Here is a 23,329-nt window from a genome sequence, read left to right as displayed (position 1 = left end):
CTCAAACCAGTAAGTATAGAAGACGATGTCGGGAGGCCGGGGCTGGGATGAATCTGGAAAGCGGCTCCCCGCGGCGGGGGAGCCTTTGACGATCAGGCAACGTGCTGCAGGAATTCGCGCAGGCGCGGGCTCGGCGGGTTCTTGACCAGAACCTGCGGATCGCCATCTTCCGCAATACGCCCTTTATCGATGAAGATCAGGCGCGAGGCCACTTTTTCGGCGAAGCCGATTTCGTGGGTAACGATAACCATCGTCATCCCTTCCTCTGCCAGATCCTGCATCACCTTCAGCACTTCATGACGCAGCTCCGGATCCAGCGCGGAGGTTGGCTCATCGAACAGCATCATTTTCGGCTTCACCGCCAGCGCGCGGGCGATAGCCACGCGCTGCTGCTGGCCGCCGGAGAGCTCTGAAGGATAGTGGTGCGCGCGTTCCGCCAGTCCCACTTTTTCCAGCAGATCTTTCGCCAGCTTCTCGGCCGCCTCTTTCTTCGCCCCGCGCACGCGCAGCGGCCCGAACATCACGTTCTCCAGCGCCGTCAGGTGCGGGAAGAGATAGAACTGCTGGAACACCATGCCGGCTTCCTGGCGGATCAGGCGATCGTCTACCTTCGGATCGTTGACCTTCAGGCCGTCGACAATCAGCTCGCCGCTGGTGATCTCTTCCAGTTTGTTGATACAGCGCAGCAGGGTTGATTTACCGGAGCCGGAAGGCCCGATAATCACCACGACTTCGCCTTTGCTAATCTGCAGATCGATATCATGCAGTACCTTGGTTGGGCCAAAGTGTTTGGAAACGTTTTTAAATTCAATCACAGGATTTTCATCCTTCTTTCAAGACGGCGCAGAATAAAGCTCAGAACCAGGGTGATAATGAGATAAATAACGGCAACGGCGCTCCAGATCTCCAGCGCGCGGAAGTTACCGGCAATAATCTCCTGTCCCTGACGGGTCAGTTCGGCAACGCCGATGACGATAAACAGCGAGGTATCTTTGATGCTGATGATCCACTGGTTGCCCAGCGGCGGCAGCATGCGGCGCAGCGCCAGCGGCAGGATCACGTGGCGAATTGTTTCGCCCCGGGAGAGGCCGAGCGCCAGGCCGGCTTCGCGAAAGCCCTTGTGGATAGAGAGCACCGCGCCGCGGGTAATTTCCGCGATGTAGGCGCCGGAGTTGATCATGATCGTCACCACCGCGGCGGAGAACGGATCGATGCGTAAATCATTAAACGCCATCGGCAGGGCGAAGTAGATAAACATGACCTGCACCACGATCGGGGTGCCGCGAATAATTTCAATAAAGACCAGCGCGATATGGTTCGCTATCCAGCCGCCAAAGCAGCGGGCGAAACCGGCGACGAGGCCGATTATCAGACCGCCAGCCAGGCCGAGGACCGAGATCCACAGCGTCATTTTGGCGCCTTCCAGCAAAATCGGAATGGCGGGCCAGATGGCACTCCAGTCAAACTGCATAATGGGTTCCTGTTACCGTGTTGAAAACAGAGGATCGCCCTCTGAGAAAAAATGACTCAGGCCTGCTGCGAGGCGATGCCCGGCACAGGGCGCAAGCGCCGGTGCCGGGCGACCAGACCTCAGCAGGCCTGTAAGTGATATATCCGTGCGGATACGGTCTGATTATTATTTTGGCTCAGTACCGAACCATTTTTTATAAATTTCGTTGTAGGTGCCGTTTTCGTGCAGGGTTTTCAGCGCGCCGTTCACTTTTTCACGCAATTCGTCGCTGCCTTTCGGGAACGCGATGCCGTAGCTCTGCGCTTCCAGCGACTCGCCTACCGCTTTAAACTGGCCGTGGCCGGCGGTTTTGATGAAGTACAGGATATTTGGCGTATCGTGCAGTACGGCATCGGCGCGGCCGGTACCCAGCTCCATATAGGCGTTATCGATGTTCGGGAACTGGCGCAGGTCTTTGGTTTTGATATTGGCCTTAGCGTAGTCAACGGAGCCGGTGCCGCCTTTAACCGCGAGCACTTTACCGTTCAGATCCTTCACGTCTTTGATATCGTTATTGTTCTCTTTCACCATCACCAGCAGGCCGCTTTTATAGTAGCCATCGGAGAAGTCGATCGCTTTTTTACGCTCTTCGGTAATGGTAATCCCCGCCAGCGCGAGGTCGATGTTTTTCGTTTGCAGCGCCGGGATGATGCCGCTGAAATCCATTGGCTTCAGGGTATAGTCCAGTTTCAGCTCTTTGGCGATGGCGGCCCACAGGTCGACATCGAAGCCAACGTACTTATCGCCTTGCTTAAATTCAAACGGAACAAACGCCGTATCGGTCGCAACAATCAGTTGTTTTTCAGCGGCCTGGGAAGAAACCGCAAAAGCCAGGGTCAGTGCAGCCAGTGAAACTTTTAATACAGACTTCATAGCATTTCCTTTTTTATCCACGGGACGATCCCCTGCGAGAACGAGTAACCCTATGAAAAAATCGTGCCAGTTTTACAACCTGTTGTTTTATAACAACCAGGGGCGTTCCTGTTGCACGCTTTCGGGTCTGGCAAACGCAATATGCACCAAGACGGGGCGTCATTTTGGTGCGTCATAAATATGCCGAATAACAAGAACATTTTTAACGCAAACACCGATGGGAAAACAATCTTGCTGTAACGATTGTGTGAGGTGATTATTACATTTGATTTACTTTAGTACGCATTTTGACCATTGTGGTGCACTAAAATGGTGCGTTTAAGCGTGGGTGAGAAAAAAGCGGGAAAGGCGAGGGGAAAGAGGCAGTGCCGCCAGCGGGGCTGACGGCAGTCGGTGTGCCGATTATTCGATATTAGATTCGATAAACCACAGGAATTTATCCAGATCGCGAGAAGCGGCGGTGAAGATATCGGCCGTATCTTCGTCTTTTGCCTCGCTAATCGCTTTGCGCACGTCGTTGGCTACAATCGCGTAGCGGTCGGCCAGCTCTTTCAGGTGATCCTGGACGCTATGAATGTCCAGCGGATAGCTTTTCAGCGGGGTTTTGCTGTTAATAACCTGGGTAGTGCCCAGCGCAACGCCGCCGAGTTGTACGGCACGTTCGGCCATCGTATCGAGGTGTTCGGTCAGCGCCGTGCGGAAGCCATCCAGCATTTCATGAACGGCAATAAAGTTGGCACCGCGCATATTCCAGTGCGCCTGTTTGGTGATCAGCGACAGGTCGATGAACTGGATAACCTGACGATTGAGCAGCTCAACGGTGGCTTTCTTCTCGCTGTCGGCCACATCGTTGCGGGTATAGTGCAGGTTAGACGCTTTAGTTTTAACCAGTTTTGCGGTACTCATAGTTTCATATCCTCTTGATATTTATACTCGTCATACATCAAATTCGAATTATATGGAGCGCTTGTCCCCGGTAACTCATGGGGTCAAGTATAGCAACGGATACGCAAAAGGCGGCGTCGGTAGTCTCTATCGGTTTGATAGCGCAGGCGTGTTGGTAATTTTAAAAAACCTTTAAATCAATGAGTCTGCTGGCGTTTTAGCGAATTTTGCACGGCGCGGCGGCCGTGCAGAAGCGTCCGATAATTTAGCCGATATCGACTTTTTTCAGCTGCGTTTCCCGCCGCATCGTCAGCGTCGACCCCATCGAGGCGAGGATAATCGCCCCCAGCGCCAGGGTCTGCGTGAAGGTCAGCGTCTCGCCAAGGAACACCATTCCCGATAGCGCGGCAAGGGCGGGCTCCATGCTCATCAGGGTGCCGAATGTTTTGCTCGGCATACGGGTGAGGGCGATCATTTCCAGCGAGTAGGGAAGCGCGGTAGAGAGCACGGCGATCCCCAGGCCCAGCGGCAGCAGCGACCACTGAAACAGCGTATCCGTTGCCTGCAGCATCCCCAGCGGCACAAAAATCACCGCGGCAATCAGCGAGCCCATCGCCACCGTTGCCGGGCCGTGCTCTTCGCCCGCGCGCTGGCCGGTAAGAATATAGACCGCCCAGCAGGCCCCGGCGCCCAGCGCTAGCAGCGCGCCGGTGAGGTCCACCTGCGCCACGTTCTGTCCCAGCGGCAGGAGATACCACAGCCCGAGAACCGCCAGAACCACCCATACGAAGTCGAGCGGACGCCGCGAGCCGAACAGGGCAACCGCCAGCGGGCCGGTAAACTCGAGTGCCACCGCAATACCCAGCGGTATGCGCTGAATCGATAGGTAAAACAGATAGTTCATCGCCCCCAGCGCGAGGCCGTAAAAGAGCAGCGGCAGGCGCTGTTCGGGGGCGAAGCGCAGCCGCCAGGGCTTGAAAACGACCACCAGTATCAGGGTGCCCAGCGCCAGTCGCAGGGCGGTCACGCCGGGCGCGCCGACCAGCGGGAAGAGTGATTTCGCCAGCGATGCGCCGCTCTGGATAGAGATCATGGCGATTAAAATAACAGCCGTCGGCAACCACGCCGGAACCTTACGGGACGAGCCGGGCATCCTTTCTCCTGTCAAAATTTGTCAAAAGCGGTAAAGGTTCCAGTGTAAATGAATTAGCCAATGGCGGTTGAGCTATTGTTGAAAAAATCCTCGCAGAGGCGAGTATAATGAGGTGATAGGCGCTGAAACACTCTGCTGGCGATTAGGAATTATCTGGATGCTTGTTCGGCGGTCTGCGCGCATAAATATGATTGTATCCGCTAAAAACGATTGTTTTCCAGTTTGTTATAGTTTTGTGGAAACTTTTGGTTACATGAAAAGGTATGTTAGACACTGTAAAGTGAAAAGAGTTTCCTGAAAGTTTTTGATATATTTAAGACTTAGGACTTATTAGAAGCACATTTGAGGTGGTTATGAATAAAATTGCACGTTTTTCAGCACTAGCTGTTGTACTGGCTGCATCTGTAGGTACCGCGTTCGCTGCAACTTCTACCGTTACCGGTGGTTATGCGCAGAGCGACATGCAGGGCGAAGCGAATAAAGCAGGCGGTTTCAACCTGAAGTACCGTTACGAGCAAGACAATAGCCCGCTGGGTGTTATCGGTTCCTTCACCTACACTGAAAAAGATCGCACCGAATCTGGCGTATACGAAAAAGGCCAGTACTACGGCATCACCGCGGGCCCGGCTTACCGTCTTAACGACTGGGCAAGCGTCTACGGCGTAGTGGGCGTTGGCTACGGTAAATTCCAGGACAACAGCTACCCGAACAAATCTGACATGAGCGACTACGGTTTCTCCTACGGCGCCGGTCTGCAGTTCAACCCGATCGAAAACGTTGCGCTGGACTTCTCCTACGAGCAGTCGCGCATTCGTAACGTTGACGTTGGTACCTGGATCGCGGGCGTTGGTTACCGCTTCTAATCACTTCGGTGATATAAAAAATCCGCCTCACAGGGGCGGATTTTTTTTGCCTGTCATTCGGCATAACCTTTCGCCATCAGCGATCCCGACGGCGAATGAGGCGGCCTACTGGGTCGTGAACAGATCGCTGCCCAGATGGTTATAGTCCACTTTCTGCAGCTGGAAGTTGGTGATGAAAACCGGCCCGGCCTTTTGCTCAGAGATAAAGCGATAGCGCGGCTTTATCTCCTCTGCACCGATCCCGGTCCACTGTGAGAAGAAGCTGAGGAAATCGTTGGCCGAGCGGCGGGCCTTAATAACCTTGTGCGCTTTATCATCGCTGGACAGCACCATAAACGGCACCTGGAAGTTTTGCTGGAACTTATCGTCGTGCGCCAGGTACTGCACCTCTTTTCCGCGCTCCTTGAAGGCCAGGCCGTGATCGGAGAAATAGGTCATTGAGAAGCTATCGCCGGAGTTCTGCAGCTGGCTATAGAGCTTACCCAGCAGCGTATCGGTTTGCGTCATGCTGTAGAGATAGCAGGAGGTCTCTTTTGATTGCACAAAGACGGTATATTTTCCTTTGGTGCGGTCGCAGGCCTGCGGGTGCGAGCCCATCAAATGCAGGACGATCAGCTGCGGCTGCGTGCGCTGGGTGGAGAGCACCTGCTCGGTGAGCTTCAGCAGCTGCTCATCCTGGGTATTTTTGTTGGCCTCAAAATCGCCGTTTTTGAGGAACTGCACTTCGTCGGCGCGTTTGGCAATACTGGCAATCGCCGTATCGTACTCGCCGATTTGCCCCTGATTCGAGAACCACCAGGTCTGGAAGCCCGCGCGGTTGGCCAGCGTGACGAAGTTGTCCTGATACTGCGGCTTGCCGTCCACCACCCGGTTAAGCGTCAGGCCCAGCGACTTTTGCGTTGAACCGCTGGCCGCGATGTAGTCATTGAACAGATAGCCGTTCACCGAGCTGGCGAAAGGAGTGTTATCCCAGTGGCCGCCGAAGGCGCCGAGCGCGTCGCGCCGCGCGCTTTCGCCAATCACCACCACGTAGAGATGATATTTCGGCTTTACCGCCACGACGTGCCAGCTGTCTTTCATATTCGCCAGCTGCGCCATGCGCGCCTGCTCGTCCAGCACCTCGTTATTATTCACCACCACGTCTTTGACGAAGCGCAGCGCCGGGTAGCCGGTATCAATCACCTTGAAGACGCCGCCCCACGCCAGATTCTGCACCGGCTGCAGGAAGAAAATGCCGACGCTGAACAGCAGGCCGAGGCTCTCCATTTTGCCCCAGCGCTGCCGTTCTTCCGGCCTGCGGCGCACGGCGATCGCGCCCAGCGCAAAAATAAATAGCGCCAGCAGATAGCTGTACCACGGAAAGATGGTCAAAATTTCGGTGGATTCTTCAACGTTGGTGGCGTGCAGCGCCAGCAGGGTATTGAAATTGGGCGCCCCGTAGGCCTGGCCAAACGGATAATAGAGCGCGGCAAGCAGCGAGTAGCCGCCGACCACCACCTTCTGCACGCGCGGAAAGCTGCGCCACAGCAGATGTAGCACGCATGTAAAGGCAACGGCGTAGAGCAGGCTAAAATCGTAGCCAAGGGCCAGGTTAATCAGCAGGGACTGTAAAAAGTAGAATCCGGTCCACGGGTTCAGGACCAATCCACGAGCGACCAGCGTTTCTTTCAGGGTGAGATTCATAGTTAACAATCAAAAAGACGCCATGTGCATCCCCTGGCATCAAGGGGTAAAACCTGCTGGACAGTGCCGGAAGAGGGTCTCTGCGAGCCGCAGTAGTGGCAGGGCTGACAAAAGATAGGGCTTGCAAATGCTAAGGTCAACTAGCCATAACGGATTGTTTTGGGAGAAAGCTTACAAAACTTGAAAAAAGTACCGGAAAGGCGGGGAAACGGACCAGTATGACGAGGAATTATGACCAAAAAATGACGCGGCGTACGGCAACGCCGCGTTAGTTGCCCGGTTTGTTCTGCTCTTTTTTGCCGTTGAGCAGATCGCACAGCATACCGATTAGCATTAAGCGTACTTTAAATGGGGAGTGGGTAAACACCTGTAAGCACCTCTTGAGTTCGTTCATCGTAACCTCCTGTGATTTCGCCTTCGCTCCTTGAAGGATGTTTGCATTACATACAGATATAGCACAGGCTATATTTTATAGCTATGGCTAAAAAGTTAATTTTTTGTGCTACGGGCTCGATCATTTACAATGGCTCATCTTTGAGATGACGTTTGATGCGTCACACGTATTTGAGGAAGCACAATGAATCGTCGCGCAGGCAAACAAATAACAAAAAAAGTGACGCAGCTAGTGAATGTTGAAGAGCACGTTGAGGGGTTTCGTCAGGTGCGTGAGGCGCACCGTCGCGAGCTGATTGACGACTACGTTGAGCTGATTTCCGATCTGATCCGCGAAGTGGGCGAAGCGCGCCAGGTCGATATGGCCGCGCGGCTGGGCGTTTCGCAGCCGACGGTCGCTAAAATGCTCAAGCGTCTGGCCAGCGTCGGACTGATCGAGCAGATCCCGTGGCGCGGCGTCTTTTTAACCCCGGAAGGCGAGAAGCTGGCGCACGAGAGCCGCGAACGTCATCAGATTGTGGAAAACTTCCTGCTGGTGATCGGCGTCAGCCCGGAGATCGCCCGGCGCGATGCCGAAGGGATGGAGCATCACGTAAGCCAGGAGACGCTGGAGGCCTTTAGCCAGTTTACGCTCAAGCACGGACAGAAGGGGGAATGAACCTGCCCTTTGTTCGGTCGCTGGCGAGTGACCGCTTCCTGCATTTACTGCTGATTATTGCCGGCGTATTAAGCTTTTTTGTGCCTTTTTCCCCCGCCAGCTGGCCTCAGGCTATCGACTGGCAGACGATTATTACCCTCAGCGGGCTGATGCTGCTGACCAAAGGGGTTGAGCTGAGCGGCTATTTTGACGTGCTGGGCCGCAAAATGGCGCGGCGGTTTGTGACCGAACGCCAGCTGGCTATCTTTATGGTGCTGGCGGCGGCGCTGCTTTCTACCTTCCTGACCAACGACGTGGCGCTTTTTATCGTCGTTCCGCTCACGCTGACGTTAAAAAAATGGTGCGCCATTCCGGTTAACCGGTTGATTATTTTCGAAGCGCTGGCGGTCAACGCCGGCTCGCTGCTGACGCCGATCGGCAACCCGCAAAACATTCTGCTCTGGGGGCGCTCCGGCCTCAGTTTCCCGGCGTTTATCGGCCAGATGCTGCCGCTGGCGGCGGCGATGATGATAACGCTGCTGGCGCTGTGCTGGTGCTGTTTTTCCGCCGTCCGCCTCACCTATCACAGCGGCGAGCGGGTGCCTGCCTGGCGGCCGAAGCTGGTCTGGAGCTGCCTGGCGTTTTATCTGATTTTCCTCACGACGTTAGAGATGAAGCAGGAGCTTTGGGGGCTCGCGCTGATCGTCATCGGCTTTTTGCTGCTGGCGCGCGCGGTGATTATCAACGTCGACTGGTCCCTGCTGCTGGTCTTTATGGTGATGTTTATTGACGTGCACCTGCTGATCCAGCTGCCGGCGCTGCATCAGCTGCTGAGCGGCGTCGGCCAGCTCTCCTCCGGCGGCCTGTGGCTGACGGCGATCGGCCTGTCGCAGTTCATCAGCAACGTCCCGGCCACCATTCTGCTGCTCAACTACGTCCCCCCGTCGACGCTGCTGGCCTGGGCGGTTAACGTCGGCGGCTTTGGCCTGCTTCCCGGTTCGCTGGCCAACCTGATTGCCCTGCGCATGGCGGGGGATCGGCGCATCTGGTGGCGCTTTCATCTTTACTCCTTGCCGATGCTGCTGTGGGCGGCGCTGCTGGGCTACGCCATGCTGCACTTCGGTTTCTGATATTCAGAGGATTGGGCAAGAAACGAACAGGATCCCCCCATTCGCGCTCGCGCGGCCGGGAGTATAACTATAGCGCTGATGTTAATTATCCTGATGAGGAGAGTCCGATGCGTTATAAAAAACTCGGAAATACCGGTCTGTTTGTCTCTGAGCTGTGCCTTGGCACCATGACCTTTGGCGGCGAAGAGGGGATGTGGGGGAAAGTTGGCCGGCTGCGCCAGGCGGAAGCCGAGCAGCTGGTGGGCAGCGCCCTGGATGCCGGAATTAACTTTATCGACACCGCCAACATCTATTCGGAAGGGCGTTCGGAAGAGATAACCGGCCAGGCGCTAAAAAATCTCAAGGTCCCGCGCGAAAACGTGGTGGTGGCCACCAAAGTGTTCGGTGAAACCGGCACCGCCGGCGTTAACTCGCGCGGCAGCTCCCGCTATCATATTCTCAGCAGCGTTAAAGAGAGCCTGCGACGCCTGCAGCTCGATCATATTGACCTCTACCAGCTGCACGGTTTCGATCCGGCCACGCCCGTGGAAGAGACCCTTTACGCCCTCGACACCCTGGTCCGCCAGGGGCACGTCCGCTATATCGGCATATCCAACTGGGCGGCCTGGCAAATCGTCAAGGCGCTGGGGATCGCTGAGCGCCTCGGTCTGCCCCGTTTTGCCTCGTTGCAGGCTTACTACACCATCGCCGGGCGCGACCTTGAGCGCGAGCTGGTGCCGATGATGCAGAGCGAAGGGCTGGGGCTGATGGTCTGGAGCCCGCTGGCGGGCGGATTGCTGAGCGGCAAATATACCCGCGACGGCCAGGGGGAAGCGGGCGGCCGGCGGCTGGAATTTGATTTTCCGCCGGTGAATAAGGATCGCGCCTTTGATTGCGTGGACGCGATGCGCGAAGTGGCCGACGCCAGGGGCGCCTCGGTCGCGCAGGTGGCGCTCGCCTGGCTGCTCCATCAGCAGGCGGTGACCAGCGTGATTATCGGCGCCAAACGTCCGGAGCAGCTGGCGGATAATATTGCCGCTACCGGGATCCAGCTCAGCGAAGAGGATCTGCGTCGGCTGGATGCGGTGAGCGCGCTGCCGCGCGAATATCCCGGCTGGATGCTCGAGCGCCAGGGCGAATATCGCCGCAATCAGCTTAACGATTAATCCTGTCACCACCCTCGCGGCGGGCGCTGTCCCGCCGCTTTCTCCCCTCTCTTTTCGAAATCGCTCACAAAAACGGCACAACGCCTTTGCGTGATTTATCATTTCATTCTATATGACTAGTCATGATTTTTTAATGACTAGTCATAGTAACGGAGTGAACGATGAAGACACTGGCAAAGGATTTTTTATGGGGCAATTCGGTTTCCAGCATGCAGACGGAAGGGGCGTGGAATGAGGGCGGCAAGGGGATGTCGGTCTACGATATTCGCGAGCCCGCAGAGTTTGCCTCGGACTGGAAGGTGGCGACCGACTCCTACCATCGCTATGAAGAAGACTTTGATTTAATGCAGGATCTGGGAATGAACTGCTATCGCTTCCAGATTTCCTGGAGCCGCGTTTGCCCGACCGGCGACGGCGAGTTCAACGAAGAAGGGATCGCCTTCTACCACCGCTTTATCGACGCTCTGATTGCCCGCGGCATTGAACCGATGATTTGCCTGTACCATTTTGACATGCCGCTGGCGCTGGCGAATGAGTACAACGGCTTTATCGATCGCCGCGTGATGGAGGCCTTTGTGCGCTACGGCAGGAAAATGATCGACTGCTACGGCGACAAGGTGAAGTACTGGCTGACCTTCAATGAGCAGAATATTTTCCACATGCCGATTGCCTTCCGCATTGCGGGCTATATGCACGGTGATGAAACGCTCCGAGAGCTGTACGCGATCCAGCATTACACCATGATGGCGCACGTCCATCTCACCGCGTACCTGCACGAAACCCAACCCGGCAGGCTAATGGGCGGCATGCTGGCGCATCAGCTTATCTACCCGGCGACCTGCCAGCCGCGCGATGTTTTCTGCGCTCAGCAGCATGATGAGTTTCTCAACCAGAATCTGCTGCGGGTCTATGCCGGTCAGGGCTACAGCCCCGAGGTGATGGCCGTGGTCGCCCGTGAAGGCTTCGGCGATATCTATCGCGCAGAGGATTTGGCCCTGATTGCGCAGAATAAAAATGACTATATGGCCTTTAGCTACTACGCCAGCCGCACGCTCAGCAGCGATCCGATCCCGGAAGGCACCGAGGTGAACTACTACATGCAGTTCGGCGATAAGGACAACCCGTACCTGAAGTCGACGGAATGGAACTGGCAAATCGATCCGCTCGGCTTTCGCACCATCATCACCCGCTACTACAACGACTGGCGTCTGCCGGTCTTCCCGATTGAAAACGGTATCGGGGTGATTGAGTCCTGGGATGGCGAAAATATGATTGTCGACGACTACCGTATCGCCTACCACCGCGACCATATTAACGCCATGAAAGAGGCGATTTTTGAGGACGGCGCGGAGGTGATCGGCTATCTCGGCTGGGGGCTGATCGACATTCTCAGCTCGCAGGGCGATATGCGCAAACGCTACGGAGTGGTGTACGTCAACCGCGAAAACCACGATCTTAAAGACCTTAAACGCGTGCCGAAGAAAAGCTACGCATGGCTGAAACGAGCGATCCACAGCAACGGTGAAGAGATGTAGTTCGCGCGGGCCGCACCGGGTTATCCCCGCCAGGCTGCAACCTGGCGGGGAGTACGGGTAAGTGATGAAGAGGATTCTGCAAAATGTCTGATAACACAACGTCCAGTATGCAGTCTTTGACCGATCGCTTTGTTGAGTTTTCCGCGCGTATCGCCAACCAGGTACACCTGCGTTCGCTGCGCGATGCGTTTGCCGGAGTCATGCCGATTTTCATTCTGGCAGGGCTGGCGGTGCTGGTGAATAACGTGGTGTTTCCCTGGATACTGGAGGGCGACACGCTGGCGCACTTTAAGGTATGGGGCGATGCGATTATCAACGGGACCTTGAATATCGCCGCGCTGCTGATTGCGCCGATGATTGCGTGGTCGCTGGCGCGTAACAAAAACTTCGCTAACCCGGTTTCGACCGTCGTTATCGCTATCTGCAGCTTTATTATTATGATGCCGATGCAGGTGGATCTGGTTCCCGTTGGCGGGAAGGCGGCGATCAGCCTGACGTCGGTGCTGACCTTCGCCAACATCGGCTCTACCGGTATTTTCGCCGGCGTGCTCATTGGTCTGGTGGCGACGGAGATCTTTATGCGCATCGCCGGAATTAAGCGCCTGACCATCAACCTTGGCGAGAACGTGCCGCCGGCGGTGGGCCAATCGTTTTCATCGCTCATCCCGGCCATTCTTACGCTGTCGCTGTTTGCGGCGCTGGCGGCGCTGCTGAATAACCTGCTGCACACCGATCTTATCCATCTGATCACCACGCTTATCCAGCAGCCGCTGCGCCTGATTAATACCAGCCTGCCGGGGACCATTTTTATCTACAGCTTCGGCAACTTCCTGTTTACGCTGGGTATTCATCAGTCGGTCGTCAACAGCGTGGTGCTGGAGCCGTTCCTGCTGATTAATACCAATGAGAATATGCTGGCCTACGCCAGCGGCCAGCCGATTCCGCATATTATTAACAATATCTTCGTGCCGACCTTCGGCATGGTGGGCGGTACCGGCAGCACCATCTCTCTGCTGATCGCCATCTTTCTCTTCTCGCGGCAGCAGGCCTCAAAGCAGGTGGCGCGGCTGGCGATAACCCCGGGACTGTTCAATATCAACGAGCCGGTGATTTTCGGCCTGCCGATCGTTTTCAACGTGCCGCTGATGATCCCGTTCGTGCTGCTGCCCGCCATCGGCATCTTTTTCGCCTGGCTGTGCACCACGCTCGGGCTGATGTCGCGCTGTGTGGTGATGATCCCGTGGACCACGCCGCCGGTGCTCAGCGCCTGGCTGGCGACGGCGGGGGACTGGCGGGCGGTGGTGGTGCAGTTGATAATCATCACCTTTGGTGTATTCTTCTACCTGCCATTCCTCAAGATATCCGAGAGAGTGGCGTTAAAAAACAATGGGATAAATGAATAATAAGGAAGGGCGATGGCGGCGAAGTATCTCTTGATCGCGCGGGAAATTAAAAAGCGGATTATCAGCCAGCAGTATCCCGCCAGCATGCCATTACCCGATCAGTTTGCGCTGGCGGCGGAGTTTAACACCAGCCGGATGACCATCCAGCAGGCGATGCGCCAGCTGATCGTTGAAGGGTTGATTTATACCCGCAAGGGGCAGGGCACCTTCGTACGTAAAAACTTTCTCCAGCTTTCGCAGTGGGACCTTCCGGGAAGCGACTATTTTGGCGCTACCAAAACCTGGGCCCATCTGGGGGCGGTCAGCAGCAAGGTGGTGCGCTTCGAGCTGCGCTTTCCCAGCGAGAAGGAGCAGACTTCGCTGCTGATTAATGCCGATTCGCCGGTTTATGACTTCGTGCGCCTGCGGCTGCTCAACGACGAGCCGATGTCGCTGGACGCCACGGTGATGCCGGTGAGTCTGGTCCCTGGCCTGAATAAAAGCCACCTCGAAAGCTCCGTATTTCAGTATGTCGAAACGCTCGGGCTGAAGATTATGGGATCGTACCGCGTGGTGCGCGCCATTAAGCCCGGCGAGCTTGAGCAGCAGCACCTGGTGTGCGAAGCCGGCGATCCTGTGCTGGAAGTTGAGCAGGTTATCTACCTGGAGGACGGTACGCCGCTGGAGTATGCCCACTGTCACTACCGCTACGATCACGGCGGCATCGTTATCGTTAACAACGGCTGACGTCAGGCGAAAAGAAAAGGGCGAGGTTTTCACCTCGCCCTTTTTTGTGCATGGCGCTCAGGATCAGTTCAGACGAACCGGCATACCGGAACGGTTCTGCACCGCCTGCTCAACCACGCTCTGATCGACGTCGGACTGGCCGGTAACGGCCTGTACGGATTTGTTCAGCGTAATCGGAACGATCTCGCCGCCCTGGAACTGGGCTTCGGTGGTCGACAGCGGGTTGTGGACTTCAACATAGCGGCTGCCGTCCGGCTCGCTGGTGGCTTTCACCGGCTCATCGATAAATTCGACGCGGGTGCCGACCGGCACATTCTCAAACAGGAATTTGATATCGTCGTTGCGCAGACGGACGCAGCCGTGGCTGACGCGCAGGCCGATACCGAAGTTGGCGTTGGTGCCGTGGATCGCGTACAGACGACCAATATAGAGCGCGTACAGGCCCATCGGGTTGTCAGGACCGGCCGGCACCACGGCCGGCAGCGGGTTACCGGCTGCGATATATTCGGCGTGCATTTTCGCCGTCGGCGTCCAGGTCGGGCCGGCTTTCTTGCGCTCAACCTTGGTCACCCAGTTGATCGGCGTATCTTTGCCGAGCTGGCCGATACCAATCGGCAGCACGATCACGGTGTTGGTGCCTTTCGGGTAGTAGTAAAGACGCATTTCCGCGCTGTTGATGACGATACCTTCATGCACGGTGTCCGGCAGAATCAGCTGCTGCGGGATATTCAGCACGGTGCCGCCTTTCGGCAGATAGGTATCCACGCCGGGGTTCGCTTCCAGCATGTTGGACAGACCCATCTGATATTTGGCGGCGAAATATTCCAGCGGCTGCTTGTTGTCGTCCGGAACCGTAACAACCTGGTTCTGGCCAATCAGTCGGCTACCGTCAGTCGGCAGGGGATAGGTTACCGCGGAGGCGGTATTGCAAAAGCCCACGATGGCGAAGGCTGCCGCAAGGAGTGTCGATAATTTCATATTCATCATGTCGTGTGCGATGTTAAAGCCACACAGGCCTTTGTTAGATTTTTCAGGGAGTAGATGGGAGCGCATTATATGTGCATTCCCGCCAACAGGGAAATGAGATGTGTACGAAATCACACTTTTTTGCCGGTTGTTTCAAGTGTAGTTCGTTGGCTGACAAAATTGCTCTCCCGCAGGGACGATCGCACGGGATGCCTGGGGCCGCCGGTCCGCTGCGCAGGCGGGCAGGACGGTTAAAAGGCGCCATTCGCGGCGCCGGCGGCAAGGGAATTCACCGCAGGCCGTGAAAAGAGATGGTTTTGCTGGCATAATGTCCGATGTATCACACTTCTCATTCTCTTTTTTCAGGATAACCCCGTGCTAGTATCCAGCAACGTCACCATGCAGTTTGGCAGCAAGCCGCTGTTCGAAAACATCTCCGTCAAATTTGGCGGCGGCAACCGTTACGGCCTGATTGGCGCCAACGGTAGCGGTAAATCTACCTTTATGAAGATCCTCGGCAACGATCTGGAGCCTACGCTGGGCAACGTGTCCATCGATCCGAACGAGCGCATCGGTAAGCTGCGTCAGGATCAGTTCGCGTTCGAAGAGTTCACCGTGCTGGATACGGTCATCATGGGCCACGGCGAGCTGTGGGAAGTGAAGCAGGAGCGCGATCGCATCTATTCTCTGGCGGAAATGAGCGAAGAGGACGGCTATAAGGTGGCGGATCTGGAAGTCACCTACGGCGAGATGGACGGCTACTCCGCCGAAGCCCGCGCCGGCGAACTGCTGCTCGGCGTCGGCATTCCGGTTGAACAGCACTATGGCCCGATGAGCGAAGTCGCTCCCGGCTGGAAGCTGCGCGTACTGTTAGCCCAGGCGCTGTTCTCTAACCCGGATATCCTGCTGCTCGATGAACCGACGAACAACCTCGACATCGATACCATTCGCTGGCTGGAGCAGACGCTCAACGAACGCGATAGCACCATGATCATCATTTCGCACGACCGTCATTTCCTCAACATGGTCTGTACCCACATGGCGGATCTCGACTACGGCGAGCTGCGCGTTTATGCCGGCAACTACGACGAATATATGACCGCGGCGACCCAGGCCCGCGAGCGTCTGCTGGCGGATAACGCCAAGAAAAAGGCGCAGATTGCCGATCTGCAGTCCTTCGTCAGCCGCTTTAGCGCCAACGCCTCTAAATCCCGTCAGGCGACCTCACGCGCGCGTCAGATCGACAAAATCAAGCTCGATGAAGTGAAGGCCTCCAGCCGCCAGAACCCGTTCATCCGCTTCGAGCAGGACAAGAAACTGTTCCGTAACGCGTTGGCCGTCGAAGAGCTGGCGAAAGGCTTTGATAACGGCCCGCTGTTTAAAAAATTCAATCTGCTGCTGGAAGTGGGCGAGAAGATTGCCATTCTGGGTGCCAACGGCGTGGGTAAAACCACCATGCTGAAAACCCTGGTTGGCGAACTGACGCCGGATAACGGTACCGTTAAATGGTCTGAGAATGCGCAGATTGGCTACTACGCGCAGGATCACGCCGAAGACTTCGATAACGATCTGAGCGTTTTCGACTGGATGAGCCAGTGGAAGCAGGAAGGCGACGATGAGCAGGTTGTGCGCAGCTTCCTCGGCCGTCTGCTGTTCAGTCAGGACGATATCAAAAAGCCGGCAAAAGTGCTGTCCGGTGGCGAAAAGGGCCGCATGCTGTTCGGCAAGCTGATGATGCAGAAACCTAACATTCTGGTAATGGACGAACCGACCAACCACCTGGATATGGAATCTATCGAATCGCTGAACATGGCGCTGGAGATGTACCAGGGCACCCTGATTTTCGTCTCCCACGACCGCGAGTTCGTCAGACTCGCTGGCCACCCGGGTGATTGAAATTACGCCGGAGCGCGTCGTCGACTTTAGCGGCAATTACGAAGACTATCTGCGCAGCAAAGGCATCGACGGCTAACCGTCAGCTGCCCCGGACTCGCGGGGAGTCAAGCAGAAGCCCCGGTCAGCCTCGCGCGACCGGGGTTTTTTATTGCCTTTAGTCCGGCAGCCACTCGCCGACGTCCTGACCGTTGACCAACAGCCGGCGCTTTTCACCGGCGGGGAGCGTTATCTTCAGCGCCTTCCACGCCGGGCGGTAGCGGCCGCGGGCGTTCACCTGCAGGCTGATAGTGCTGGCGCTGCAGGTCATTTCCCATCCCAGCCACAGCGCGTCACCGTCCCGATAGCCCCAGCTCTCGCCGTCGTCTTCAAACAGCAGGCCGCTCGTCGAGCCTGCGCCCTTCAGCGGGAACAGCTTCAGCTCGCGGCTGGCGTCTTTTTTGGCGTCGACGTGGACGATCCTCTCGCTGAGCGGCAGTCCCGCCCCGGCGCGCACCATCAGCGGCAGTTTCTCCAGCGGCGCATCGAGCGTGACCCACTGGCCGCCGGCGAACCACTCTCCGCTATAAAAGTCGTACCAGCCGGACTCATTTTCCGGCAGCCATACCGGGCGTCGGCGCTGGCCGGGCTCGACGACGCTGGCGACGAGGAGATCGCGGCCGAGCAGGAAGTCATCGCACTCCTCGAAGGTCTGCGGATCGTGCTGGTGATCGAGGAAGGTCGGGCGCAGCATCGGCTCATCGTCGGCGTGCGCCTGCCACAGCAGGGTGTAGAGGTAGGGCAGCAGGCGATAGCGCAGCTCAATCGCGCCGCGAATCGCCGGCAGGACCGCCGGATACATCCATGCCTCGTTGACCGTGCGATCGTCGTTCCAGGAGTGGATGGTGAAGCGCGGGTGCATCACGCCATTCTGCACCCAGCGCACGAACAGCTCGGCATCCGGCTTATCGCCGGAGAAGCCGCCGACGTCGTGACCGACGTTATAGAGACCGGAGAGGCTCATCCCCAGCCCCATGCGGGTGTTGTAGCGCAGGGTATCCCAGCTGGTGCGGTTATCGCCGCTCCAGGTTTGCACGTAGCGCTGCATCCCGGCGCAGCCGGAGCGCGAGATCAGGTACGGGCGTTTCTCCGGGGCGAAGCGCTGCTGGGCCTCAAGCGACGCGCGCATCATCAGCAGCGGCATCACCGGACGGATATGCTTGATGGCAATCTCCTGGCCAAAACCGTGACAACGAGCCTCGCCGTCCCAGACTTCAAATTCGTTATTATCGTTCCACGTCGAATCGATCCCCATCTCCAGCAGCTGAGCTGTGACTCCTTCCTGCCACCAGACGACGGTTTGCGGGTTGGTGAAGTCGAGGTGCGACCCTTCATCATCCCAGAAGCTGGAGCGCTCCGGGGCCTCGCTTTCGGAATCCTGAATAAACAGGCCGCGTTCCGCCACCTCGCTATAGCGCGGATGATCCTGCAGCAGGCAGGGCTTAATATTGGCCGCCAGCCTGATGCCCGCGTCGTGGAAGCGCTGGCTCATCACCTTCGGCTGCGGGACCTTGGCGTAATTCCAGTTAAAGACGTAGCGCTTACCGCCGATCGAGGTATAGCCGGAGGAGAGCTGGAACGAGTCGCATGGAATGGCATGCTCATCGCACAGGCGGATAAAGTTCATCAGCTGGTTTTGCGCATCCGGCGCATCGGTGTAATGCATCGTCGAGCCGCTGTAGCCCAGGCTCCACTTCGGCCCGAACAGCGTTTTTCCGGTCAGGCGGACGAAGGCTTTGGTGACGTCCAGCACGCGTTTGCCGGTAAACATGTAGTAATCAATATCGCCCGCCTCGGCCTGCCAGCGGCGATAGGCGGTGTGGTAGTTGTCTATTTCGTTGCCCAGATCCAGCCAGCAGCTGCTGAGGTTATCGTAGAACAGGCCGTAGCTAATATCGCCGCGCTGGGCGATGGTGAAGGGGATATGCTTATACAGCGGATCGGTGCTGACGGCGTTATAGCCCATCGCATCCAGGTTGCGCATCTCGTAGCGTTTGCCGTTGCGCTGCAGGTTGCCCGCCTTCTCGCCAAGACCGTAGAAGCGTTCATCTTTGCGCCGGCTCTGGTAGTGCGCGACGCCGTCGCCGTGCGCGTTCAGCAGATAGGCGCTGGTCGGACGGTCGTTGACCAGCGGCTGCCACTCTCCGCCATCGTCTCGGTAGCTCCACTCCAGCCACAGCGGCCGGTGGACGGTGACGCGCAGCCGTTCGGTGGCGACGGTCAGGGTCTCCTGCTGCTGCTCCAGGCTCCAGGCGGGAAGGGTAAAGCCGCTGACGTCGTCGCGGCTGCGTCCCTCCCAGGGAACGTCCTGCTGCGGAGCGATGCTCCAGGTGCGGTCCAGCGCCAGCTCCCCTCTGCGCTTAAGCAGGACGCGGAACAGGTTCTCTTCCAGTACGTACAGGCACAGGGTGTGCTGCCCGTCTACCGCCAGCTCGACGTGGTGGGCCAACTGCTGTTGCAATTTCCAGTGTTTCAACGTTTTCATTTTTACATCCACTCTCAGGCGCGCCTGGCGCGACGTTCAGCAATAAAAGCGACGAGGAAAACCGCGCCAATCAGGTCAAAGAAGCCCATGGCGACAAATAGCGGGTTGAAGCCAATTTTGTCGGCGGTCACCCCGATTAATAAGGAGAACAGGAAGCTGGCGATCCAGGCGGCGGAGCCGCGCATGCCGTTGACGGTCGCCATCTGGCCCTTATCGAACGACTCCACCACCAGCGCGCTGAGCATGCAGGAGATAATCTGGTGGCCGAAGCCGCCGATGGAGATCAGAACGATGGTGACGTAGGGGTCGCGGGTAATGGCGACGAGGGCCAGCGAAACCATCAGGAAGGCGCCGGTCAGCGAGCTGGCGACCACCGAATTCACCCGCGAACAGCCGAACCAGCGGGTGTACAGCTTCGTCAGATAGCCGCTGACCACGCTGCCGAGATCGGCGGCGAGGAACGGCAGCCAGGCGAACATGGCAATTTGCTTGAGATCCATGCCGTGCTCTTTGGCGAGGTACAGCGGCACCCAAAAGCTCAGGACCGCCCAGGCGGGCTCCGCCATAAAGGCCGGGATCGCGATACCGTAGAAGCGCTTATTTTTCGATACGGTTTTCAGCGCGGTAAAGAACGGCAGCTTCACCGCCGGCGGCTCGTTGTCCTGACGGATGAACTCCAGCTCGCTCTTACTCAGATTCGGGTGCTTTTGCGGATTGTTGTAAAACGCCCACCACAGGATCACCCACAGCAGCGCCAGCACCCCGGTGAACATAAACGCGCCCTGCCAGCCGAAAGAGGCGTGGGCAAAATAGATGATCGGCGGTGCCAGCATCGCGCCGACGGAGAAACCGACGCCGGCCCAGCCGGCGGCTATCGGGCGCTCAGATTTTGGAAACCATTCGCCGATGGTTTTGGCGTTGGCCGGGGTGGCGGCGGCTTCTGCCCCGCCCATGAAAAAACGCAGGATCGCCAGATGCAGCCAGTTGCCGGCGCCGGCGTGGGCGATACAGGCCACGGCCCACAGGGTGGCGCAGATCATAAAGCCGAGCTTCAGGCCAATCACGTCAATCAGCCAGCCGCAGAGAGGCTGGAAGAGGGTATAGGCCAGCTGAAAAGCGCCGACGATCCACGAATACTGCTCGGTGGTGATGCCCAGCGTGGCCTTCAGCTCGGGGGCGATAATGCCTAAGGAGTTGCGGGTAATGTAGTTAACGGTGACGCCGAGTAAGAACAGGGTCAGCATCCACCAGCGCAGGTTTTTGACTACGCGGCGCGATTTACTGACCGCCATATCGTTGTTGAGGCCTTGGCTCATAGAACTCTCCACAAGAATTTTGTAGGGGGAAATGACCGATGCTCAGTCCCTGAGTTGTCATACCTGTTTTATTAACGCTATGAATGTTATTGTTTTATTTATCTTCTTTTCCGTATAGCTAGTATGGAAGCTATCGGACCAATTCAGGTTAAGATAGAAAATGAGCGGCCAGTAGCCTTATTTATGCAAGTTTTTTCATGAGATGAGGAAACGCTCACGACAGGTAGCGAATCTGGCTTGATAAGCTGCTTTTTAGTGCCATGAAAATTCTTTCATTTGCAAGATGGAGCTGGATCACAAAATGGATAAAAAGCTGAGAATTGCCGAAATCGCGGCCCGTACGGGGATGTCGGCGAGTACCGTTTCCCGGGTGCTGGCGGGCAAAGCGAACACCAGCGAAAAGGCGCGCCAGCGGGTCCTGCAGTGCGCCCGCGAAATGGGGGTGATGGCGGGGCTCGCCGCCGGACGCATGCTGCTGAACAGCCTGGTGGTTTTCGCCCCTTCCCGGGCGTTTGATGAGCGCTCAGATATCTATTACTACCGCGTTATTCAGAGCATTAATAATGCGCTGGCTCCGCATGAGGTCCGCCTGCGCACCTGCGCGCTGGAAGAGAACGACAGCGATGCCAACCTGTTTTTGGCGCGCATGAATGAGGCGGAGACCGAGGCGGCCATTCTGCTGGGCATTGACGATCCGCATATTCACGATTTGGCCGCCGATTTCGCCAAACCCTGCGTGCTGATCAACTGCCGGGATGAGGGCATGCGCCTGTCGTCGATCGCCCCGGATCACCGGCTGATCGGCCAGTTTGCCGCGCGCTACCTGTTCGACATGGGGCATCGGGCGGTCATGAACGTGATGTGCCTGCGCCGCTACACCATGGAACTGCGGCTGGTGGGCATCAAGGAGGCCTGGGGCGCCCGCAACCTCCGCTTCGCCGACGGTCGGGATCTGATTAGCGTGGCCAACTTTAGCGCCAGGGAGACGGAAGAGCTGGTAGGGGAGTGGCTCGACGCTCAGGTCGGGAAGCCGCTGCCGACGGCCTTCCTGGTCGGCGGGGATTATATGGCGGTGGGAACCGTTAACGCCCTGCAAAAGCGCGGCCTGCGGGTTCCTCAGGATATCTCGGTCATGAGCATCGACGGATTTAACCTCGCCGCTATCCAGGATGTGCCGCTTACCGCCGTTCACGTCCCGCGCGACGAGCTCGGCACGGAGGCGGTGCAGCTCCTGCAGCAGCGGCTGATCCGCCCGCAGGCTCCGGGCGGCTCGCTGCTGCTAAACGGGACGCTGGCGGTTCGGGATTCGGTACGGCGGATACGACCCGGTAGCCGCCGCACCGCCGTTGAGCAACAGGGGCTGTACGACGATTAAACCTCGATGCCCAGCGCGCGTTTGCCGTGAACGTTGAGATCGTCGAGGGTAAAGCGCGCCTGCCAGTCGGCTTCGTAGTCTTCGCGCGGGAAATCGCCCGGCGATGCGCCTTTCTCCAGCGCGATTTTAACCTTGTGCGCATAGGCGAGATTCTTCTCGCACAGCGGAGCGGCGGGGATATACATCACGTTGCCCCAGCCCTGCTGGTTTTCGACCGGCGCCACCGAGTGGATCACGTCGCAGTGCCACCACACCGAATCGCCGGCGCTGATGGCTGGGATCGCGCTCAGGGCTTTGATCAGCAGCGGGTGCCATTTCTCGGAAATCGGCAGCACTTTACCCGGCGCCACGCCGCACAGCTCATCGTCAGGGACGTCGTCGAGCAGCGGACGCAGCAGAACGTAGGCCATCGCCTCCGGAATCGGCACCACGTGCAGCAGGCCCTGGTCCGGGATCATATCGGAGAGCGCCGTCCAGCCCTGGAAGGTGCGGAAGACCGAGCATTTGGTGGTGTTGTCGACGGTATACTCTTCCACTTCGGTCCGGTGCGCCGCATCCCACGGGTCGTAAGCGTCAATATTGCCGTTAAAGACGTTGGCGAACACCTGCTGATAGGCGGGCAGCAGCCAGCGTTCGAGGGCGCCTGAATCGGTGTGCGCCCCCAGCCCTTTCGAGGTGGTGCCCGGCGGACGGAGGCGGATGCGGTCAGGATAGATAACGCTGACGTCAGGGTCGAACCACTGCCTGCCGTCATGGCTGAAGGTCCACAGGCGGTTAAGGAACGACTGCACCGCGGCCATCTCGTCGCTCTGCCGCGCCTGCATCTGCGCCTGCGACCAGTAAATCGGGTAAATCTCCGGACGCGAGGCGTCAAGCGAGCCGAAGAAGGTATCGCCGGGGCCTTTGTAAACGTCGTCGAAGCGGTTGAGATCGAGGTATTCCAGCATCGAGTTATCCCACGCCAGAGCCCGCTCGCGTGAGAAGTGACCTTTGATCACCGCGCAGCCGCGGCGCCTGATGGTCTCGCGCTGGGCCTCGCTCACTTTGCCCTGCGCAATATCGCTGAACGGGATAATCGGCCAGACCTCTTCCCCGCGCGCCTTAATGGCGTCAATTTCGTCCAGGCGCGCGCTAATCCGCGCCGTCAGCCGATCGAACACTGCCTGCACGTTGCCAATCTGCGCGCGCAGATCCTGCTTTATTTGTCGAATCGCCGTTTTGTGGTCGGCGGGGAGCGTTTCGCTGGTATGGATAACCGTCATGATGGCCTCACTTTTCTTTCATTCGAAAGTATTAAATATTACAAACGTTAATTTAGG

Annotated in this window: 19 protein-coding genes and 1 pseudogene; 9 read left to right on the top strand and 11 right to left on the bottom strand. The window is 57.5% G+C overall.

The window, feature by feature from the left end:
* Positions 1-92 precede the first annotated feature (92 nt).
* From glnQ to rhtA, 5 genes are all read right to left on the bottom strand, one after another.
* Positions 93-815: a glutamine ABC transporter ATP-binding protein GlnQ gene (gene glnQ / locus ABOC21_RS16770; RefSeq protein ID WP_426815359.1), complete on the bottom strand. Its 723-nt coding sequence runs from the start codon at positions 813-815 to the stop codon at positions 93-95.
* Positions 812-1,471, bottom strand: coding sequence for a glutamine ABC transporter permease GlnP (glnP, locus tag ABOC21_RS16765; protein ID WP_095095381.1), 660 nt, complete (start codon positions 1,469-1,471; stop codon positions 812-814). The genes glnQ and glnP overlap by 4 nt, the downstream gene beginning before the upstream one ends.
* Before the next feature lie 165 nt (positions 1,472-1,636).
* Positions 1,637-2,383, bottom strand: a complete 747-nt coding sequence (glnH, locus tag ABOC21_RS16760; protein WP_426815358.1) for a glutamine ABC transporter substrate-binding protein GlnH — start codon at positions 2,381-2,383, stop codon at positions 1,637-1,639.
* Between the two features lie 402 nt (positions 2,384-2,785).
* A complete protein-coding gene (gene dps / locus ABOC21_RS16755; protein WP_426815357.1) occupies positions 2,786-3,289 on the bottom strand; it encodes a DNA starvation/stationary phase protection protein Dps in 504 nt (167 codons plus the stop codon).
* A gap of 244 nt (positions 3,290-3,533) precedes the next feature.
* Positions 3,534-4,421 carry a threonine/homoserine exporter RhtA gene (gene rhtA / locus ABOC21_RS16750; protein WP_426815356.1) on the bottom strand — a complete coding sequence of 296 codons (888 nt, stop codon included), beginning with the start codon at positions 4,419-4,421 and terminating at the stop codon, positions 3,534-3,536.
* Between the two features lie 353 nt (positions 4,422-4,774).
* Between rhtA and ompX the strand changes: the two genes are divergently transcribed.
* A complete protein-coding gene (gene ompX, locus ABOC21_RS16745; protein ID WP_426815355.1) occupies positions 4,775-5,284 on the top strand; it encodes an outer membrane protein OmpX in 510 nt (169 codons plus the stop codon).
* Between the two features lie 105 nt (positions 5,285-5,389).
* On the opposite strand, the gene ABOC21_RS16740 is transcribed toward ompX, so the two are convergent.
* Positions 5,390-6,967 (bottom strand): phosphoethanolamine transferase, encoded by a 1,578-nt coding sequence (locus ABOC21_RS16740; protein ID WP_426815515.1) that lies wholly within the window; start codon positions 6,965-6,967, stop codon positions 5,390-5,392.
* Positions 6,968-7,235: 268 nt separating this feature from the next.
* Positions 7,236-7,361, bottom strand: a complete 126-nt coding sequence (mntS, locus tag ABOC21_RS16735; protein ID WP_426815354.1) for a manganase accumulation protein MntS — start codon at positions 7,359-7,361, stop codon at positions 7,236-7,238.
* Between the two features lie 183 nt (positions 7,362-7,544).
* On the opposite strand from mntS, the gene mntR reads away from it, so the two are divergent.
* The 6 genes from mntR to ABOC21_RS16705 all read left to right on the top strand — a co-directional run bounded on the left by mntR (position 7,545) and on the right by ABOC21_RS16705 (position 13,936).
* Positions 7,545-8,018, top strand: a complete 474-nt coding sequence (gene mntR, locus ABOC21_RS16730; protein ID WP_045854573.1) for a manganese-binding transcriptional regulator MntR — start codon at positions 7,545-7,547, stop codon at positions 8,016-8,018.
* On the top strand, positions 8,015-9,127 hold the full coding sequence (locus ABOC21_RS16725; RefSeq protein WP_426815353.1) for an anion transporter: 1,113 nt from the start codon (positions 8,015-8,017) through the stop codon (positions 9,125-9,127). The genes mntR and ABOC21_RS16725 overlap by 4 nt, the downstream gene beginning before the upstream one ends.
* Positions 9,128-9,234: 107 nt before the next feature.
* Positions 9,235-10,272, top strand: a complete 1,038-nt coding sequence (locus ABOC21_RS16720) for an aldo/keto reductase (protein ID WP_426815352.1) — start codon at positions 9,235-9,237, stop codon at positions 10,270-10,272.
* A gap of 161 nt (positions 10,273-10,433) precedes the next feature.
* Positions 10,434-11,807 (top strand): glycoside hydrolase family 1 protein, encoded by a 1,374-nt coding sequence (locus ABOC21_RS16715; protein WP_426815351.1) that lies wholly within the window; start codon positions 10,434-10,436, stop codon positions 11,805-11,807.
* An 83-nt stretch (positions 11,808-11,890) separates the two neighbouring features.
* A complete protein-coding gene (locus ABOC21_RS16710; protein WP_426815350.1) occupies positions 11,891-13,210 on the top strand; it encodes a PTS sugar transporter subunit IIC in 1,320 nt (439 codons plus the stop codon).
* Between the two features lie 12 nt (positions 13,211-13,222).
* Positions 13,223-13,936 carry a GntR family transcriptional regulator gene (locus tag ABOC21_RS16705; RefSeq protein WP_426815349.1) on the top strand — a complete coding sequence of 238 codons (714 nt, stop codon included), beginning with the start codon at positions 13,223-13,225 and terminating at the stop codon, positions 13,934-13,936.
* A 63-nt stretch (positions 13,937-13,999) separates the two neighbouring features.
* Here ABOC21_RS16705 and ldtB read toward each other — a convergent pair whose 3' ends face one another.
* Positions 14,000-14,920, bottom strand: coding sequence for a L,D-transpeptidase (gene ldtB, locus ABOC21_RS16700; protein ID WP_045855429.1), 921 nt, complete (start codon positions 14,918-14,920; stop codon positions 14,000-14,002).
* 357 nt (positions 14,921-15,277) lie between these two features.
* Between ldtB and ABOC21_RS16695 the strand changes: the two are divergent.
* Positions 15,278-16,874, top strand: a pseudogene (locus ABOC21_RS16695) (ABC-F family ATPase).
* Positions 16,875-16,952: 78 nt separating this feature from the next.
* On the opposite strand, the gene ABOC21_RS16690 reads toward ABOC21_RS16695, so the two are convergent.
* Positions 16,953-19,319 (bottom strand): TIM-barrel domain-containing protein, encoded by a 2,367-nt coding sequence (locus ABOC21_RS16690; RefSeq protein ID WP_426815348.1) that lies wholly within the window; start codon positions 19,317-19,319, stop codon positions 16,953-16,955.
* A 14-nt stretch (positions 19,320-19,333) separates the two neighbouring features.
* On the bottom strand, positions 19,334-20,635 hold the full coding sequence (locus ABOC21_RS16685) for an MFS transporter (RefSeq protein WP_426815347.1): 1,302 nt from the start codon (positions 20,633-20,635) through the stop codon (positions 19,334-19,336).
* Positions 20,636-20,936: 301 nt separating this feature from the next.
* Here ABOC21_RS16685 and ABOC21_RS16680 point away from each other — a divergent pair, with 301 nt between their 5' ends.
* A complete protein-coding gene (locus ABOC21_RS16680) occupies positions 20,937-22,010 on the top strand; it encodes a LacI family DNA-binding transcriptional regulator (RefSeq protein WP_426815346.1) in 1,074 nt (357 codons plus the stop codon).
* Here ABOC21_RS16680 and ABOC21_RS16675 read toward each other — a convergent pair.
* The gene (locus tag ABOC21_RS16675) at positions 22,007-23,272 is read right to left on the bottom strand and encodes a DUF1479 domain-containing protein (RefSeq protein WP_426815345.1); all 1,266 of its coding nucleotides are present in this window, start codon (positions 23,270-23,272) and stop codon (positions 22,007-22,009) included. The genes ABOC21_RS16680 and ABOC21_RS16675 overlap by 4 nt on opposite strands.
* Between the last annotated feature and the right edge of the window lie 57 nt (positions 23,273-23,329).

It is taken from the genome of Klebsiella sp. WOUb02 (genome assembly GCF_050058015.1).
Classification (GTDB): domain Bacteria; phylum Pseudomonadota; class Gammaproteobacteria; order Enterobacterales; family Enterobacteriaceae; genus Klebsiella.
The sequence above is the reverse complement of the archived record's forward strand: the minus strand, read 5'-3'. Positions and strand labels throughout refer to the sequence as shown.

Bases quoted from the DNA above. Each gene is read 5' to 3' on its own strand.
- ABOC21_RS16720 (WP_426815352.1), top strand. From the start codon at position 9,235: ATGCGTTATAAAAAACTCGGAAATACCGGTCTGTTTGTCTCTGAGCTG.
- glnP (WP_095095381.1), bottom strand. From the start codon at position 1,471: ATGCAGTTTGACTGGAGTGCCATCTGGCCCGCCATTCCGATTTTGCTG.
- ABOC21_RS16690 (WP_426815348.1), bottom strand. From the start codon at position 19,319: ATGAAAACGTTGAAACACTGGAAATTGCAACAGCAGTTGGCCCACCAC.
- ABOC21_RS16675 (WP_426815345.1), bottom strand. From the start codon at position 23,272: ATGACGGTTATCCATACCAGCGAAACGCTCCCCGCCGACCACAAAACG.
- ABOC21_RS16705 (WP_426815349.1), top strand. From the start codon at position 13,223: ATGGCGGCGAAGTATCTCTTGATCGCGCGGGAAATTAAAAAGCGGATT.
- ABOC21_RS16680 (WP_426815346.1), top strand. From the start codon at position 20,937: ATGGATAAAAAGCTGAGAATTGCCGAAATCGCGGCCCGTACGGGGATG.
- dps (WP_426815357.1), bottom strand. From the start codon at position 3,289: ATGAGTACCGCAAAACTGGTTAAAACTAAAGCGTCTAACCTGCACTAT.
- ompX (WP_426815355.1), top strand. From the start codon at position 4,775: ATGAATAAAATTGCACGTTTTTCAGCACTAGCTGTTGTACTGGCTGCA.
- ABOC21_RS16740 (WP_426815515.1), bottom strand. From the start codon at position 6,967: ATGAATCTCACCCTGAAAGAAACGCTGGTCGCTCGTGGATTGGTCCTG.
- ldtB (WP_045855429.1), bottom strand. From the start codon at position 14,920: ATGAATATGAAATTATCGACACTCCTTGCGGCAGCCTTCGCCATCGTG.
- mntR (WP_045854573.1), top strand. From the start codon at position 7,545: ATGAATCGTCGCGCAGGCAAACAAATAACAAAAAAAGTGACGCAGCTA.
- mntS (WP_426815354.1), bottom strand. From the start codon at position 7,361: ATGAACGAACTCAAGAGGTGCTTACAGGTGTTTACCCACTCCCCATTT.
- ABOC21_RS16725 (WP_426815353.1), top strand. From the start codon at position 8,015: ATGAACCTGCCCTTTGTTCGGTCGCTGGCGAGTGACCGCTTCCTGCAT.
- ABOC21_RS16685 (WP_426815347.1), bottom strand. From the start codon at position 20,635: ATGAGCCAAGGCCTCAACAACGATATGGCGGTCAGTAAATCGCGCCGC.
- glnH (WP_426815358.1), bottom strand. From the start codon at position 2,383: ATGAAGTCTGTATTAAAAGTTTCACTGGCTGCACTGACCCTGGCTTTT.
- ABOC21_RS16715 (WP_426815351.1), top strand. From the start codon at position 10,434: ATGAAGACACTGGCAAAGGATTTTTTATGGGGCAATTCGGTTTCCAGC.
- rhtA (WP_426815356.1), bottom strand. From the start codon at position 4,421: ATGCCCGGCTCGTCCCGTAAGGTTCCGGCGTGGTTGCCGACGGCTGTT.
- ABOC21_RS16710 (WP_426815350.1), top strand. From the start codon at position 11,891: ATGTCTGATAACACAACGTCCAGTATGCAGTCTTTGACCGATCGCTTT.